Raw genomic sequence first — 16,151 nt, forward strand, 5'->3', positions numbered from 1 at the left:
GATGGCCACCTGTCCGCAGGGCCACGCGTCGGCCGCGGACGACTACTGCGACGTCTGCGGCGCGCAGCTGGCCCCGGCTCCCCCGCCGAGGAGTGAGCCCGCGCCGCAGGCGGCGCCGGCGAGCTGCCCCGTCTGCCGGACGCCGCGCGCCGGGCAGTTCTGCGAGGTGTGCGGCCACGACTACACGGGGACCGGCGCCCCACCCTCACAGCCGGCCCACGTGACGGGGGTTCGGTGGGAGGCCGTCGCCGCGGCCGACCGGGCGTACTACGAGAAGGTCATCGCCGAGGGCGGGCCGGACGCCGGTTCGGTGGCGTTCCCGCCGTACTGCCCGCAGCGGTCGTTCGCGCTGTCCGACGAGCAGGTGCGGATCGGGCGGCGCAGCCGGGCCAGGAACCTCGCGCCGGAGATCGACCTGACCGGGCCGCCGGAGGATCCCGGCGTCTCCCACCTGCACGCCGTGCTGCTGGCGCAGCCGGACGGCTCGTGGCTGCTGGTGGACCCGGGCTCGTCCAACGGCACCCGGCTGAACGGCAGGCCGCTCACGGTGAACGTGCCGGTCCGGGTGGGCGCCGGTGACCGGATCCACCTCGGCGCCTGGACGGTCATCACCCTGAGGGAGGGAGCACCGTGACGATCGTGCAGACGCGGCCGGCGCCCGCGCCGGTGCGGCGCAGCGTCCCCGGGCGGATCCGGGTCATCTCCGGCGTCACGGCCGCCGCGCTCGCCCTGTTGTTCGCCGCGCTCGCGGCGGGCGCGTGGACCGTCGGCGACGGGCTGCGGGTGATCGGCCGCGACGCCGGCCCGCAGGTCGTCGCCACCGCCGGGCTCTACCTGGCGCTCAGCGACATGGACGCCCAGGTGGCCGACGCGCTCATCATGGGCGACTCCTACGACCGGGAGCGGCAGCGCGCCGTGGACCGGTACGAGCGGCGCCGGTCGGAGGCCAACCAGGCGCTGCTGAAGGCGTTCGAGTTGTCGGGCGACAACCCGGCCGAGCGGCGTACCGTGCAGTCGGTGCTGGACGGGCTCGGCCGCTACGAGCGGCTGGCCGCGCAGGCGCTGCTGCTGGACGAGCGGTCGCCGCACCCGCCGGGCCGGCCGCCGGACGACGTCGTCCTCCTCCACCGGCAGGCGACCGACCTGATGCGGCTGGTGCTGCTGCCGCAGGCGTACAACCTGACGCTGGAGAACGGCACGATCGTGCGCCAGACGTACGACGACAAGGCGCTGACGGTGCCGCTGCTGCGCGGCGCGGTCGTACTGGCCGGGCTGCTCGCCCTCGGCTGCCTGCTGGTGCTGCAGGTCTACCTGGCCAGGCGGTTCCGCAGGGTGCTCGGGCCGGCGCTGCTGGCCGCCACGGTGGCGACCGCGGTGGCGCTGCTGTTCGGCTCGAACGTGCTGGCGCAGGACGAGCAGGCGCTGCGGGAGGCCAAGACCGCCGGGTTCGACTCGGTGCTGACGCTGGCCAGGGCTCGCGCGATCAGCAACAGCATGCAGGGCGACCAGAGCCGCTACCTGCTGGACCAGGCCCGCGCCGACACCTACGAGCACATGTATCTGGACAAGTCGCTGTCGGTGCTCTACGTCGAGGCGGGCAACCTGGAGACGTATCACGCCAAGGTGACCGGGGGTTCCGGCGAAGGCTTCCGCGGGCTGCTCGGCCCCGAGCTGGTCGGCAGGAGCGGCAAGGCGGCCATGGACGCCTACCGCCGTTTCCAGGCCGCGGACATGGACTTCCGGGCGCGGGCGGCGGACGGCCAGGTGCGCGAGGCGGTCGAGGCGCGGCTCCGGCCGGTCGGCGAGGCGTTCGACGCCTACGACCGTTCGCTGGTGGCGCTGTCCGAGCAGCACGAGAACGCGTTCGAGCGGGCGATCGGCCGCGGCGAGAGCACGCTGGACGGCCTGTGGCGGCTGCTGCCGTCCGCGATCGGCGTGATCGGCCTGCTGGTGGTCGCCGGGGTGTGGCCTCGACTGAAGGAGTACCGATGAAGCGGGTGCTGGCGGCCGTCGTGGCCCTCATGGCCGCGGCGGTGGTCGCCGGGTGCGGGACCGGCTCCGCGGAGTCGATCGTGGACCAGGACGAGCTGGTCATCGCGGTGCGCCCCGACCTGCCGTCGGTCGGGTTCCGCCGGACGGACGGCACCTTCGAGGGCTTCGACGTGGACGTGGCCCGCTACGTCGCCGGGAAGCTCGGCAAGCCGTTCACGTTGGTGCCGGTGCTGGCGGCCGACCGGGACAAGGTGCTGGTGGACGGGCGGGCCGACATGGTGGTGGCGACGTACACGATCAGCATGGACCGCAAGGCCACGGTGTTGTTCGCCGGGCCGTACCACATCTCGTACCAGGACATCCTGACGCGGCCGGACGAGAGGATCGCGAACGTGCGCGACCTCGCGGGCCGGCGGATCTGCGAGGTGCAGGGCTCGAACGCGGTGCAGCGGGTCGTCGAGGAGCGGAAGGTGCCGGCGCGGGTCGTGCCGTTCGCCGACTACAAGGCGTGCCTGGCGGCGCTGAAGAGCGAGCAGGTGGACGCCGTCACCACCAACGATGTCATCCTGGCGGGCCTGGCCATGCAGGACGGTTCGGGGCTGCGGCTGAACAACGCGCAGTTCAACGAGCAGCGCAGCGGGATCGGCCTGCCGAAGGGCGACGTGCCGGGCTGCGAGGCGGTGAACCGGGCGATCACCGACATGTACCAGGACGGGACGGCGGAGAAGCTGCTGCACCGGTGGTTCGGCACGTCGGGGCTGGACCTCAGCACGATCGCGGTGCCCCAGTTCGAGGGCTGCTCGTAGCGCGTCAGGCGGGCAGGCGGTGGCCGAGGCGCCGGGAGGCGTCCTGCGCCGCCGCCACGACCCGCGGCGCGAGGTCGCCCACGTCGGCCGGGGTCAGCCGCTGCGTCGGGGCGATCATGCCGAGGACGGCGACGAGCTCGCCGGTGTGGCCGAAGACGGGCGCGCTGATCGAGGCCGCGCCGACGTCGCGCTCCTCGAACGTCGCCGAGTAGCCGCGCCTGCGAACCTCGGCGAGCTGCTCGTCCAGCACGTCGATGTCGACGACGGTGCGGGAGGTGTGGCGGGTCAGGCCGTGGCCGACCGCCGCGCGGCGGGCCGCGGGGTCGAAGGCCATGAAGACCTTGCCGGCCGAGCCGGCGTGCAGGGGCATCACCATGCCGACGGTGAAGATGCGCATGACGGAGTAGCGGGTCTCGGCCAGGCTCACCACGGTGCGGTAGGGCCCGTCGCGCACGTACAGGGCGGTCGACTCGCCGGTCTGGTCGCGCAGCCGGCGCAGCACCGGGCGGGTGAGCTGCACGATGTCGAGGCCGAGGGTGCCGGGCGCCGCCCAGCGCACCAGGTCGAGGCCGATGCGGTAGACGTCGTCGTTGCGGTCGAGGAAGCCCTCGCGCAGCAGGCTGTTCACCAGCCGCTGGCAGGTGCTGGCGGGCAGCCCGGTGGTCTTGGTGATCTGCTGGAGGGTCAGCTCGGGTCGTTCGACGGTGAAGCACTCGAGGATCTGGCGGATCTTCCGCAGGACCAGCACCTGGGAGGTGCCCGATTCTTCGCTCTTGCCCATCAGTGCCTTCCCGACGCGACTTCGCAAGATACCGTACGTCAGGGCGCGGCGGCCGTCCCGCGCACGGCCACCGGCTCGGCCGGCACGGCCGACAGCGCCGAGTCGAGCCTGCGGCCCAGCAGCGCCCCCACCTCGTCGCGGACGGCCACGAGCCGGCCGGGGTCGATCCCGGTGGCGAAGCCGGCCTGATGGCAGAGGTTGACCAGGTCGTCGGTGCCGATGTTGCCGGCGGCGCCGGGCGCGAACGGGCAGCCGCCGACCCCGCCCAGCGAGGCGTCGAAGCGCCGGACGCCCAGCTGGAGCGCCTCCCAGGCGTTCGCCGAGGCCATGCCGTACGTGTTGTGCAGGTGCAGCCCCAGCGGCGGCTCCGGGAATGCCGCGCGCACGGCGGTGACCGTACGCCGGATGTGCCACGGACTGGCCGCGCCGATCGTGTCGGCCAGGTGCAGCGCCTTGATGCCGTACGCGGTCAGCGCCCGCGCCACGTCCACGACCCGCTCCGGGGCGGTCTCGCCGTCGAAGGGGCAGACGAACGCCGTGGCGATGGTCGCCTCGATCCGCACCCCGGCCCCCGTCAGCAGCTCGGCGGCCGGGCGCAGGCGGGCGAGGGCCTCCTGGGTGGGCACTCCGGCGTTGGCCTTGCTGTGCCCGTCGCTGGCCGAGACGACGAACCGGACGTGCCGGGCCTCGGCCTCGATCGCCCGGCGCGCTCCCCGCTCGTTGAAGACCAGCGTGTGCAGGGCCACCGACTCCGCGGGGCGCAGCTCGCGCACCAGCCGGTCGGTGTCGGCCATCTGCGGCACCTTCTCCGGGTGGACGAACGAGCCGACCTCCAGCGAGGTGAGCCCGGCGGCCATCAGCCCGTACGCGAGCCGGATCTTGTCGGCGGTCGGGACGACCACCGGCTCGATCTGCAGGCCGTCCCGCAGGAGGACCTCTGTGATGAGGACCCGGTCGTTCGTGCCGGTCATTCAGATCACCCCCAGCTCGCGCAGCTGCGCGCGCCGCGCGTCGTCGATGCCGAGATCGGCCAGGACGGCGTCGGTGTGCTCGCCCAGCTCGGGGCCGAGCCACCGGGTGCGGCCGGGCTCCTCGGCGAGCTTCGGCACGACGCCGGGGAAGGCCACGTCGCGCTCGTGGCCCGGGGCGACGGCCACGCGGTGCCGCTCCAGCATGCCGCGGGCCGCGTAGTGCGGGTCCTTGGCGATGTCGGCCGCCGTGTAGATGGGGGACGACGGGATCTGCCCCTCGTCCAGCCGCTGGAGCACCTCTTCGTGCGGCAGCCGCGCGGTCCAGTCCGCGATGGCGGCGTCGAGGTTCTCGGCGTGCCGCACGCGGCCGGCGTTGTCGGCCAGCGCCGGGTCGTCGGCCAGGTCGGGGCGGCCGATCGCCCGCATGAGGCGTTTGAAGATGGAGTCGCCGTTGCCGCTGATCACGACGTACCGGCCGTCGGCGCACAGGTAGGTGCCGGACGGCGCGATGCCCGGCAGTGAGGCGCCGGTCCGCTCGGGCTCGACGGCGAAGGCGTCGTAGTCGGGGGTCAGGGACTCCATCAGGGAGTAGACCGCCTCGTACAGGGCCACGTCCACGACGTCTCCGCGGCCGGTGAGCGATCGGCGGCGCAGGGCGGTCAGGGCGCCGATGACGGCGTAGAGGCCGGCGACCGAGTCGGCGAGGCTGATGCCGACGCGGGTGGGGGGCCGGTCGGGGTAGCCGGTGAGGTTCCTGAGCCCGCCGACGGCCTCGGCGACGCCGCCGAAGCCGGGCCGGTCGCGGTAGGGGCCGCTCTGGCCGTAGCCGGAGATGCGGACGACGATGACGCCCGGGTTCACCTGGCGCATGCGCTCGACGTCCAGGCCCCAGCGTTCGAGGGTGCCGGGGCGGAAGTTCTCCAGCACCACGTCGGAGCGGCGGATGAGGTCGAGGGCGACCGTACGGCCCTCCGGGTGTTTCAGGTCGAGCGTGACGGAGCGCTTGTTCCGGTTCATCACGCGGAACAGCAGCGAGGTCTCGCCCTCGTGGAGTCGCCATCGGCGCAGCTCGTCGCCGCCGCGGGGGCGTTCGATCTTGACGACGTCCGCCCCGAAGTCGGCCATGAGGCGGCCGGCCGACGGGGCGGCGATGAAGTTGCCCAGTTCGAGCACCCGCACGCCGTCCAGGGCTCCGCTCAGATCCGCCATGTCCTCACCCTCCCATCCCGCAATGTGGGTCTCTATCCCAGAATGCGAGTTTCCCTTCGAAGCGGTCAATCCCCACCAGTAGTAAAGAAACGGATGAAAACCGCCAAAAGCCCCGTTACCGGACCCTTGACCGGGTCGCCGGCGAGGCTCATGATGAGTTGCCATCCCAGCGTCAACAGGCTGGGTCCCCGCCGTGACGACGCCGTTACGAGCCGCCCCCCTGCCTCCGAGCGAAGGAGCAGTGGATGTCCGACCTCGCAGTCCTCGCCAGTACGGCGGTGGCGATCGTCGCCACCGTGGTGCTCATCGTCCGCTTCCACGTGAACCCGGTGATCTCCCTCATCCTCGGGTCACTGGGCCTCGGGCTCATGACGCGCCTCGGCTTCGGCAAGACGGTGGAGACCATCACCAAGGGTTTCGGCGACATCATGGCCGACGTCGGCCTGCTCATCGCGTTCGGCGTGCTGACGGGCTCCATGCTCAAGGAGCTGGGCGCCATCGAACGGCTGGTCGACCGCCTGCTGCGAGTGTTCGGCCCCGAGCGGCTGCCGTACTCGATGGCGCTGACCATCGCCACCCTGCTCCAGTCGATCTACCTGGACGTGCTGCTGGTGATCTCGGCGCCGCTGGCCCGCTCCGCCTCACGCCAGATCGGCCCGCTGGGCACACCGCGCATGGCCGCCGCCATGGCGATCGGCCTGGAGTGCGGCATCGTGCTGATGGTGCCGGGAGTCGGCACGCTCGCCCTGGCGGCGCTGCTGCACGTCCCGCTCGGCACGATGTTGCTCTGGGGGCTGCTGCTGATCATCCCGACGGTCGTCTTCTCCGTGGCGATCATGACGTTCCTGTTCCGCCGGGGCTTCTGGAACACCGCCGCCGACGAGATCGTCGCCGTCGAGGAGGCCGGCGCCGCCGTCGCCGAGGTGATGGAGAAGGAGCAGGCGGCCCCGGTCGGCGTGGGAGCCACGCAGACGGCCGCCCCGGCGCGGCCCGTGACCCCGGCGCCGGGCGGCGCGCCCGTGGACGGCCCGGGCCCGGCCGCCCGGCCGCGCGCCGCCGAGCACGGTCCGAGCCTGCTGGTGAGCTTCGGCCCGCTCATCGTCGCCCTGCTGATGATCGCCAGCGGCGCCATCGCCCAGGCCGCGAACGTACGGAACACGGTGATGGCGTTCTTCTCCAACCCCGTCGTCGCCCTGCTGGTCGGCCTCATCGGCACCCTGGTCGTCACCCGGCACTTCACCGGCAGGGGCGGCGTGGAGAAGGCGATCTCCAGCGGGTTCAAGGAGAGCGGTCAGATCCTCATCCTCACGGCGGTCGGCGGCTCGCTCGCCGCCGTCGTGGCGGCCGGCGGCCTCGGCGACATCCTGCGGGGATACTTCACCGCCGGGACGTTCCTGCCGCTGGTGGTGGTGTGGCTGGTCGCCGCGGTCCTGCACGTCGCGGTCGGCTCCGTCACCATCTCGGCCATCACCGCGGCCGGCATCCTCGCCCCCGTCGCGCCGGCCCTCGGGATCGACCCCGTGCTCATCGCGCTGGCCGCCGGGGCGGGGTCGCTCTTCTGCGTGCACGTCACCAGCAACACGTTCTGGCTGCTGCAGTCGTTGCTCGGCCAGACCACCCGGGGCGCGCTCAAGACCACCACGGTCGCGGTGTCCGTCGCCTCGGTCGTGGCCATCCTCCTGCTGCTGCCGATCAGCCTGCTCTTCTGAACGGGCTTCACGCACGGGCTCTCACGGACGGGCCGGTGGCCCGGGGGCCACCGGCCGTACGTCGTCAGTCGAGATAGTCCCGCAGCATCTGCGCGCGCGTCGGGTGGCGGAGCTTGGCCAGGGTCTTCGACTCGATCTGGCGGATGCGCTCCCGCGTCACGCCGAACTCCCTGCCCACCTCCTCCAGCGTGCGCGGGTGCCCGTCGGCCAGGCCGAAGCGGAGCTGGATGATGCGCTGCTCCCGGTCGGAGAGCGTGGCCAGGATGTCGTCGAGCTGGTCCTGCAGCATGATGAAGGCCGCGGCCTCCATCGGCACGACCGCGTCGGCGTCCTCGATGAAGTCTCCGAGGTCGGAGTCCTCCTCGCCGATCGGCGACTGCAACGACACGGGCTCCTGGGCGATGCGCTGGATCTCCACCACGCGATCGACCGGGAGGTCCATCTCCTTGGCGATCTCCTCGGGGATCGGCTCGCGGCCGAGATCCTGGTGGAGCTGCCGCTGCACCCTGACGAGCTTGTTGATGGTCTCCACCATGTGGACCGGGATGCGGATCGTCCGCGCCTGGTCGGCGATGGCCCTGGTGATCGCCTGCCGGATCCACCAGGTGGCGTAGGTGGAGAACTTGTAACCCTTGGTGTAGTCGAACTTCTCGACGGCCCTGATGAGCCCGAGGTTGCCCTCCTGGATGAGGTCCAGGAACAACATGCCGCGGCCCACGTACCGCTTGGCGATCGACACCACGAGCCGCAGGTTGGCCTCGATGAGCCGCTGCTTGGCTCTGGTGCCCTGCCAGACGAGCTCCCGCAGCTCCGGGAAGGCCAGGCGCGAGACCCCGTTGGCCAGTTTGTCCTCGGCGAACAGGCCGGCTTCGATCGACTTGGCGAGCTCCACCTCCTCCTCGGCGGTCAGCAAAGGCACGCGGCCGATCTCGCGCAGATAGATGCGGACGAGATCGCTGGTTGGCGCCCGCTTGCCTACGTCCTCCTCATCGGCGCGGGTGGACTCCTCGTCGCCCTGGGGCTCGAGGACCTCCACGCCGTTCTCGGCGAGCATGCGCACGACGCGCTCCAGCGCGTCGGACGGCAGCTCGGATCGGTCAAGCGCGGCTGCGACGTCATCGACGGTTACGCTTCCGCGCTCCCTTCCCTTCGCGACGAGGTCCGCCACCTGATCTACCGATGGCGGTCCGCTTGACAGCACCGATGCACCCACGGGACACAGTCTGCAGTATTGGTTCCAGCAAATGGCAGACCCATTTTTGTCACCGAAGGTAAGGCGATCGTCCTTACCGAATTGAGATCGCAATAAGGTTTAGCCCGAGTTTGATCAGGAAAGTAAAGTCAATTACGCGATCAGGATTCACGCGCCCGGCGGGCGTCCAGAGCCGGACGCAACATTCTCCCTGCCCGGATACCCTCCGCCCCCTGCTGTGGCGCCCGTTGGACCGTGCCAGGTTCCCGCCTGAACCGCCTTGGTATACCGCCAGTAACGCATCCGAACTGTTACAAACCCACACGCCCTGGAGCCCCCGCCCCATGCGCATGGCGACGTCCGCGGGGCCGACAGGAAATACGGCTGCCCCGATGAGAGCCACCCTGAGTCACGCGGAACCCCGCCGGCCCCGCATCGCCCCGCGGGGTTGGTGACGCGGGTGATCAGTGGGCGGGCGCCGGGAGCCGTGTGGCATCGATGGAGGGTTCTTGCCGTCGGGGGCGGGAGGTCACTGCGTGCCGGTGGCTCGTTCGAGGAGGACCTTGCGTTGTTTCTCGAGGGCGAGGAGCTCGCCGAAGAGGCGGCGGTGCTCCTGGTCTTCGTCCACCGGGTTGATGCGCTGGAGCCGGGACTTGACCTGGGCGATGGCGCGGTCGACCGCCATCGTCTCCACGCGCGCGAGGATCCCCGTCGCGTAGCGCTGCTCGACCTCGGCGTCCGCCTGGAACGGCTCCACCGCGAAACGCGTCACCAGCGCCCGCGACCCCTCTTCGTAGGCGTGCTCCAGCAGCCGGTCGACCCACTCGCGCCCCCCGTGCGCGGCCGCCGCGAGGCCGCCCGCGGCGGTGATGACCTTGTGCAGGGCCGTGTGCTCGGGCGTGGTGAACGCCTGCGGGTCGAGGATGTCGAACTGGGGCCCCAGCAGCGCGGGACGCTGGACGGCCAGCTTGAGCAGCTCCCGCTCGACGCGCACGCTCGGGTCGACCGGCGCGGCGTGGGCGACGCGCCGGCGGCGGCCCTGCTGGGCGCCGGACACCTCGCCGATGCGCTGCATGACGAACCGCTCGTCCATGAAGCCGAGCCACCGGTCGAGGTCGATGGCGTAGCGCTTGCGCAGGCCGACGTCCTTGATCGCGGCCACGATGGGCGCGGCGGCGTCGAGGGCGGCGATCTTGCCTTCGTTGCTGCGCAGGTCGTAACGGGAGATCGTGCTCCTGATCGCGAACTGGAACAGCGGCTCGCGGCTGGCGATCAGGTCGCGCACGGCCGCGTCGCCCTGCTTGACCCGAAGGTCGCACGGGTCGAGCCCGTCGGCCTGCACCGCGACGTACGTCTGCGTGACGAACTTCTGCTCGTCGGCGAACGCCCGCAGCGCCGCCTTCTGCCCGGCCGCGTCGCCGTCGAAGGTGAAGATGACCTCGCCGCGGAACTCGGCCTGGTCGAACAGGAAACGGCGCAGGATCTTGATGTGCTCCTCGCCGAACGACGTGCCGCACGTGGCCACGGCGGTGGGCACGCCGGCCAGATGGCAGGCCATCACGTCGGTGTATCCCTCGACGATCACGGCCTGGGCGCGCTTGGAGATCTCGCGTTTCGCTAGATCAATCCCATAAAGGACCTGGCTCTTCTTGTAAAGCGGCGAGTCAGGAGTATTGAGGTATTTCGGACCGTCATCGGAATCGAGCAACTTCCGCGCCCCGAATCCGATCACGTCGCCCGTGGCGTCGCGGATCGGCCAGATGAGCCGCCCGCGGAACCGGTCGATCGGCCCCCGCCGGCCCTCCTTGGCCAGCCCGCCCTTGACGATCTCCTCGGAGGTGAACCCGCGCGCCAGCAGATGGCGGGTCAGCGCCTCCCACTCGGCGGGCGCGTAGCCGACCCCGAACATCTCGGCGTCCGCCCGCTCGAAGCCGCGCTCCGACAGGAAGCGCCGCCCGGGCGCCGCGTCGGGACTCATCAGCTTGTCGGCGTAGAACTCCGCGGCCGCCCGGTGGGCCTCGATCAGCCGGGCCCGCTCGCCGTGGTCACGCCTCGGGACGTAGCCGCCCTGCTCGTACTGGAGCTGGATGCCGGCCCGCTGGGCCAGCCGCTCGACGGCCTCGCCGAACGACAGGTGCTCGATCTTCTCGACGAACGTGATGACGTCGCCGCCCTCGGAGCACCCGAAGCAGTAGAACATCCCCCGCTCGGGGGTCACGTTGAACGAGGGGCTCTTCTCGTCGTGGAAGGGGCACAGCCCCTTGAGGTTGCCGCCTCCGGCGTTGCGCAACTGGATGTGCTCGCCGATGACCTCGGCGATGGGGGAGCGCTCGCGCACGAGTGCGATGTCGACATCACGGATCCGGCCAGCCACGTCGGTGAGTCTATTCCGCCCCGCCGACGGTTCCCGACGTCCCGGGTGTTCCGGGCATGAGGCTTCGGAGGGATAGGCGACGGTTACCCGCGGGCTGCTAAAGCCGGAAAGCGGCAATGCGGGGGTCCCCGGTGGGCTACAAAGGTAAAAGTTGTCGGGTGGAACCGGCGGAAACAGTGACACAGGTGGAGACCATGCAATCGGGGCGTATCGGACGATTGGCGGCCGTCGCGGGCGCCGTGCTGCTGACCGGTGCCTGCACCCAGGCCACCGGGGTGGCGGGTGTCGGCGCCACCTCCCCCGCCACGCCTCCGGCGACGACCGCCGCCGCCACCCCCGCGCCGACGCCGGAGCACCAGGCCGCCGCCGAGCAGCCGCCCGCGGCCTCGGCCCCGGTCAACGTGCCGCCGCCCACATTGTCGAAGCACACCTACACCTTCCCGGTGAAGGACTGTGAGACCACCTACCAGCGCAAGCTGCTCGTGCTGCCCAAGACCACGATCTGGGCGCAGGAGGGATGCGCGTTCGTGGCGCCCGTCGGCGGGGTGGTGGACGAGGTCAACACCCAGGACCGGTGGAACCCGGCCACCGACGCCGGGCCCGACCGCGAGGGCAGGTTCGTCACGATCATCGGCGACGACGGCGTGCGCTACCTGGGCGGCCACCTCGAGTCGGTCGCCGAGGGCATCGAGCCGGGCGTCCGCGTCAAGGTCGGCCGGCTGCTCGGCCGGGTGGGCCGGTCGGGCAACGCCCGCGACACCGGCTCCAACCTCTACTTCGCGATCTCGTGGAAGACCGGCCCGGCCTACTGGTGGGTCCGCCGCGGCATGGTCGAGCCGTGGGACTACCTCGACGCCTGGCAGAGCGGCAACCGTACGTTCTCTCCTCGAGAGCAGACGCTGAAGCTGCGCAAGAAGCTCGGCGAGACGCCGCCGTGCACCGTCCTGTGCGCATCGAGGCAGCAGCCGGCGGAGCCGTCCAAGACCCCGAAGCCGCGCCCCACCCGGGGGAACGACGACAACAGAGGCAGCGACGACGTCGTCACGATCAACCCCGAGATAGCTCCGTTCGACTGACGACGACGCCCGACCGGATCAGCTCCTGGATCTCGTCCACGACGTCCCAGACGTTGACGTTCATGCCCGCGATCACCCGGCCGCCGCGCAGCCAGAACGCGATGAACTCCAGGCTCTCGGGGTCGCCGCGGTAGACGATCTCGTCGTGGCCCTCGATGTCGCCGGAGAACTCCATGCCCAGCTCGTACTGGTCGGTGTAGAAGTACGGGAGCCGGTCGTGGACGACCTCCTGGCCGAGCATCGACCGGGCCGCGACCGGGCCGCCGTGCAGGGCGTTGGCCCAGTGCTCGACGCGGATGCGCCGCCCGTACACCGGGTGGAGGAACTCCGCGACGTCGCCCGCGGCGAACACGTCGGGGTGCAAGGTGCGCAGCGCCGCGTCCGTGAGGATGCCCTGCCCGACGTCGAGCCCCGCGTCGCGGGCGAGCCAGACCTCGGGGCTCGCGCCGATGCCGGCCACGACGAGGTCGGCGCTGAGCCGCTCCCCCGAGCTTAGCCGCACGCCGGTCTGGGTGATCTCCGCGGCGGCCGTGCCGAAGCGCAGGTCGACGCCCTTGCTCGCGTGCAGGCGGGCGAACAGGGCGCCCAGCTCGGGGCCCAGCGCCTTGTTGAGCGCGGTCGGCTCGGGCTCGACCACGGTGACCTCGCAGCCGGCCGTGCGCGCCGCCGCCGCGGTCTCCAGCCCGATCCAGGACGCGCCCACGACGAGCACGCTCACGCCCTTGGCGAAGCGCTCCTTGAGCGCCTCGCTGTCCTCGACGGTCCGCAGGTAGTACGCGGGCCCGGGCAGCCGCCGCGGCACCGCGCCCGTCGCGATGAGCAGCCGGTCGTACGGCAGCCGCGAGCCGTCGCCCAGCCTGACCAGGCGGCGGTCCGGCTCGATGCGGGTCACGCGTGTGCCGAGCCGCAGGTCGACCGCGTGGTCGGCGTACCACTCCGGCGGGTGCACGTAGATCGTGTCGCGTTCGCTCCTGCCCTGCAGGAACTCCTTGGACAGGGGCGGCCTTTCGTAGGGCCGTTCGCTCTCCGCGCCGATCAGCACGATCTCGCCGTCGAAGCCCTCCTCGCGCAGCGTCTCGGCTGCCTTCGCCCCGGCGAGCCCGGCGCCGACGATCACATAGGTGGCCATGGGCGCAGTATCCGCCCGGCGCGGTCCTCGGGCCAGCCGGTTGTGCCAGTTCAGACGAACCTTTGTCAGCGGGTGAGCCGGCGGTGCCAGGCCACCGCGGAGGTGTCGGTGAGCGAGGCGATCTGGTCGATGACCACGCGGACGCGGGCCGCGTCGTCGGGCGCCTTGCCGAACGCGGGGCGGAAGGCCGGCTCCAGCGTGCCGGGCGCGCCGAGAGTGATCAGCGAGGCCAGCTCGGTGATGAGCTCCCGCTGCCTGGCCTGGTTGGCGTGGTGGCCCTCCGTGGTCATCACGTAGTGCGCGGTGACCCCCTTGAGCAGCGCGCACTCCAGCCTCGTGGTGCGCGGGACGACGAGGTCGGCGCGGTGGCGGGCGCCGTGCACCTCCATCGTGGCGGCCTGGGCGGAGGTGCAGAACCGGCCGATGAGCCCGCTGGTGAGCGCCTTCAGCCCGGCCAGGTCGGCGAGCGTGGCCTCGAAGTGACGCGGCCACAGCGGGTGGGTGATGAGCCGGGCGAAGACCTCCTCCAGCTCGCCGAGGTCGGCGCCGGGGGCGTACCAGGTGCGGGTGGTCCGGCACACCTCGCGGCGCTCGCCCGGCGACAGCAGCGCCTCCGGGACGACGTGGCCGGAGTGCAGGGCGTCCTCCAGGTCGTGGACGGAGTAGGCGACGTCGTCGGCCCAGTCCATGATCTGCGCCTCGAAGCTCACCCGGCCCTCTCGCGCGCCCTCCCGGACCCACCGGAACACCGGCAGGTCGTCGTCGTACACACCGAACTTGGGCGAACCGCCGTCGCGTGTCCACGGGTACTTGATCGAGGCGTCCAGGGCGGCGCGGGTGAGGTTGAGCCCGGCGCTGCGGCCGTCCTCGGTGAGCACCTTGGCCTCCAGCCTGGTCAGCAGGCGCAGGCTCTGGGCGTTGCCCTCGAAACCGCCGCACGGGGCCGCGAGCGCGTCGAGCGCCACCTCCCCGTTGTGCCCGAACGGCGGATGCCCCAGGTCGTGCGCCAGGCAGGCGGTCTCCACCAGGTCGGGGTCGACGCCCAGGGCGGCGCCCATCTCCCGGCCCACCTGGGCGCATTCGAGCGAGTGGGTCAGCCGGGTGCGCGGGATGTGCTGGCCGCCGCCGAACGTCTCGCCGGGGCCGACGACCTGGGTCTTAGCGGCCAGCCTGCGCAGCGCGGCGCTGTGCAGCACCCTGGCCCGGTCGCGCTCGAACGCCGAACGCCGGGGATTGCCGGGAGGTTCCGGAACCCAACGTTCCTGGTCGTGCTCGTCGTAAGTGGGCATTGGTCCAGTGATTTTATCCAGTTTGCGGTGTTCCGCTAAGGTCAGCCTCGCGAGAACCCCTTCCCCGGGAGCGACTCCCCCATGACGACAGCGTTACGAGCGGTGCTGGCGTTCGCCTTGCTCGCCGGCTTCTACGTGCTGGTCGGCCTGGTCCTGGCGGCCGCGATCTTCTTCGATGTCTGGCTCTTCGTCGACTTCCGTCCCCGGCTGATCGAGTTCGCCGTCGTGCTCACCCTCGCCGCGGTGACGCTCGTCCGTACGCTGATCATGGTGAGCCGCGGCGGGAGCGGCGAGCAGCCCGGTGTGGCGGTGGGACGCGAGCACGAGCCCGTGTTGTGGCAGACCGTCGAGGACCTCGCCCGGACGGTGCGCACCGCGCCGCCGGACGAGATCCGCCTGATCGCCGACGTGAACGCCGCCGTGTCGGAGGACACCCGCCTGCTGGGGCTGCGGGCGACGCGGCGGCGGATGTACATCGGGCTGCCGCTGCTGCAGACGCTCACGGTCGACGAGATGCGCGCGGTGCTCGGGCACGAGCTCGGCCACTACAGCGGGGCGCACACCCGCCTCGGCGCGCCGGTCTACCGGGGCCGGGTCTCACTGATCGCGACCGTGCAGAGCCTCGGCAAGCACCCGGCCATCCAGCGCGTGTTCCGCATGTACGCCCGGCTCTACCTCCGCGTCTCGCAGGCCGTCTCACGCCGGCAGGAGCTGGAGGCCGACGAGTTCGCCGTCATGATCGGCGGCCGCCAGGCCATGGCGAACGCCCTGCGCAAGGTCCACACCACCGCGCTGGCCTGGGAGGTGTACACCTCCGGCTACCTCTCGCTCGCCGGCGCGGGCGGGGCGCGGCCCGCGACCGTGTTCGGCGGGTTCCACCAGCTGATGAGCGACCCAGTCCGGCAGGCCCAGCTCGCCGAGCTCGGCCGGCAGCCCGAAGAGGTCTCCCCGTACGACTCCCACCCCGGCCTGGCCGAACGGCTGGCCGCGATCGAGCGCCTGCCCGAGCCGCCGCACACGCCCGACCCGCGCTCCGCCCTGACGCTGCTGGTCGACGCGAACGTGGCGGTGCAGGCCGTGGAGCAGACCATGTGGACGCCGGAGGCCCTGGAGAGACTGCGCCCGGTGCCGTGGGAGGAGCTGGTCGCCCACGGCATGTACGCCGGCCGCAACGCCGAGGCCCTGCACGACCTGGCGGTGGCCGGGCAGCGGGTCATGGGCTCCGCCCGGCCGTACCTGGACGCCGCGTTCGAGGCGATCGCGCGGGGGCGGCAGGCGGAGCTGGAGGCCCGGCTGCTGGAGCTGGGCTGGAACCCGTCCGAGAACATGCTGGCCGGGGTGCTGGGGCAGGCGCTGGAGGCGGTGCTGATCCAGCTCGGCCAGGCCCGGTGGACGCTGTCGTGGTCGGGGCCCGCGCGGCTGCTGTTCCACGACGGCGAGGAGGTCTCGCTGTCGGAGTACGCCGCCCAGGTGGCGGCCGACCCGGCGGCCGTGGCCGGGTTGCGGAAGTGGCTCGGCGACCACGGGATGCGTCACGACTACGTCCCCACCGAGGAGCCCACCCCCGCCGTCGCCCGCTAGCCCGGCTCAGCGCAGCGCCCGCTCCAGGTCGGCGCGGTGCTC

Annotated in this window: 13 protein-coding genes; 6 read left to right on the forward strand and 7 right to left on the reverse strand. The window is 71.8% G+C overall.

All coding sequences use genetic code 11. The features are described from left to right. Position 1 precedes the first annotated feature (1 nt). The 3 genes from C1J01_RS13820 to C1J01_RS13830 are packed head-to-tail and all read left to right on the forward strand — an operon-like array spanning position 2 to position 2,798. The gene (locus tag C1J01_RS13820; RefSeq protein WP_111179359.1) at positions 2 to 634 is read left to right on the forward strand and encodes an FHA domain-containing protein; all 633 of its coding nucleotides are present in this window, start codon (positions 2 to 4) and stop codon (positions 632 to 634) included. Beyond that, entirely contained in the window at positions 631 to 1,992 is a 1,362-nt protein-coding gene (locus tag C1J01_RS13825; protein WP_235854427.1) for a GlnX family signal transduction membrane protein, read from the forward strand. Before C1J01_RS13820 ends, C1J01_RS13825 begins: the two co-directional genes overlap by 4 nt. Continuing rightward, complete coding sequence (locus C1J01_RS13830; protein ID WP_111179360.1) at positions 1,989 to 2,798, forward strand: transporter substrate-binding domain-containing protein; 810 nt, start codon at positions 1,989 to 1,991, stop codon at positions 2,796 to 2,798. The genes C1J01_RS13825 and C1J01_RS13830 overlap by 4 nt, the downstream gene beginning before the upstream one ends. 4 nt (positions 2,799 to 2,802) lie before the next feature. Here C1J01_RS13830 and C1J01_RS13835 read toward each other — a convergent pair whose 3' ends face one another. From C1J01_RS13835 to C1J01_RS13845, 3 genes are read right to left on the reverse strand one after another with little or no spacing between them, the layout of a single operon-like run. Further along, entirely contained in the window at positions 2,803 to 3,579 is a 777-nt protein-coding gene (locus C1J01_RS13835; protein ID WP_111179361.1) for an IclR family transcriptional regulator, read from the reverse strand. Positions 3,580 to 3,617: 38 nt separating this feature from the next. Further along, on the reverse strand, positions 3,618 to 4,550 hold the full coding sequence (locus C1J01_RS13840; RefSeq protein ID WP_111179362.1) for a hydroxymethylglutaryl-CoA lyase: 933 nt from the start codon (positions 4,548 to 4,550) through the stop codon (positions 3,618 to 3,620). After that, the gene (locus tag C1J01_RS13845; RefSeq protein WP_111179363.1) at positions 4,551 to 5,759 is read right to left on the reverse strand and encodes a CaiB/BaiF CoA transferase family protein; all 1,209 of its coding nucleotides are present in this window, start codon (positions 5,757 to 5,759) and stop codon (positions 4,551 to 4,553) included. Between the two features lie 245 nt (positions 5,760 to 6,004). Here C1J01_RS13845 and C1J01_RS13850 point away from each other — a divergent pair, with 245 nt between their 5' ends. After that, the gene (locus C1J01_RS13850; protein WP_111179364.1) at positions 6,005 to 7,468 is read left to right on the forward strand and encodes a GntP family permease; all 1,464 of its coding nucleotides are present in this window, start codon (positions 6,005 to 6,007) and stop codon (positions 7,466 to 7,468) included. Between the two features lie 64 nt (positions 7,469 to 7,532). Here the strand turns inward: C1J01_RS13850 and rpoD are convergent, their stop codons facing one another. Beyond that, complete coding sequence (gene rpoD / locus C1J01_RS13855; protein WP_438943116.1) at positions 7,533 to 8,636, reverse strand: RNA polymerase sigma factor RpoD; 1,104 nt, start codon at positions 8,634 to 8,636, stop codon at positions 7,533 to 7,535. Positions 8,637 to 9,189: 553 nt separating this feature from the next. Next, positions 9,190 to 11,034, reverse strand: a complete 1,845-nt coding sequence (gene dnaG, locus C1J01_RS13860; RefSeq protein ID WP_111179366.1) for a DNA primase — start codon at positions 11,032 to 11,034, stop codon at positions 9,190 to 9,192. Positions 11,035 to 11,228: 194 nt separating this feature from the next. Between dnaG and C1J01_RS13865 the strand changes: the two genes are divergently transcribed. After that, on the forward strand, positions 11,229 to 12,110 hold the full coding sequence (locus C1J01_RS13865; protein ID WP_181448738.1) for a M23 family metallopeptidase: 882 nt from the start codon (positions 11,229 to 11,231) through the stop codon (positions 12,108 to 12,110). On the opposite strand, the gene C1J01_RS13870 is transcribed toward C1J01_RS13865, so the two are convergent. Both C1J01_RS13870 and C1J01_RS13875 read right to left on the reverse strand, forming a co-directional pair. Next, complete coding sequence (locus C1J01_RS13870) at positions 12,082 to 13,239, reverse strand: NAD(P)/FAD-dependent oxidoreductase (protein ID WP_181448739.1); 1,158 nt, start codon at positions 13,237 to 13,239, stop codon at positions 12,082 to 12,084. The genes C1J01_RS13865 and C1J01_RS13870 overlap by 29 nt on opposite strands. A gap of 65 nt (positions 13,240 to 13,304) precedes the next feature. Continuing rightward, positions 13,305 to 14,528, reverse strand: a complete 1,224-nt coding sequence (locus tag C1J01_RS13875; protein WP_111179368.1) for a deoxyguanosinetriphosphate triphosphohydrolase — start codon at positions 14,526 to 14,528, stop codon at positions 13,305 to 13,307. 81 nt (positions 14,529 to 14,609) lie between these two features. Here C1J01_RS13875 and C1J01_RS53045 point away from each other — a divergent pair, with 81 nt between their 5' ends. Then, entirely contained in the window at positions 14,610 to 16,109 is a 1,500-nt protein-coding gene (locus tag C1J01_RS53045) for a M48 family metallopeptidase (RefSeq protein WP_111179369.1), read from the forward strand. The last annotated feature ends 42 nt before the right edge of the window (positions 16,110 to 16,151 follow it).

Origin of the sequence: Nonomuraea aridisoli (assembly GCF_003236395.1) — a bacterium.
Taxonomy (GTDB): domain Bacteria; phylum Actinomycetota; class Actinomycetes; order Streptosporangiales; family Streptosporangiaceae; genus Nonomuraea; species Nonomuraea aridisoli.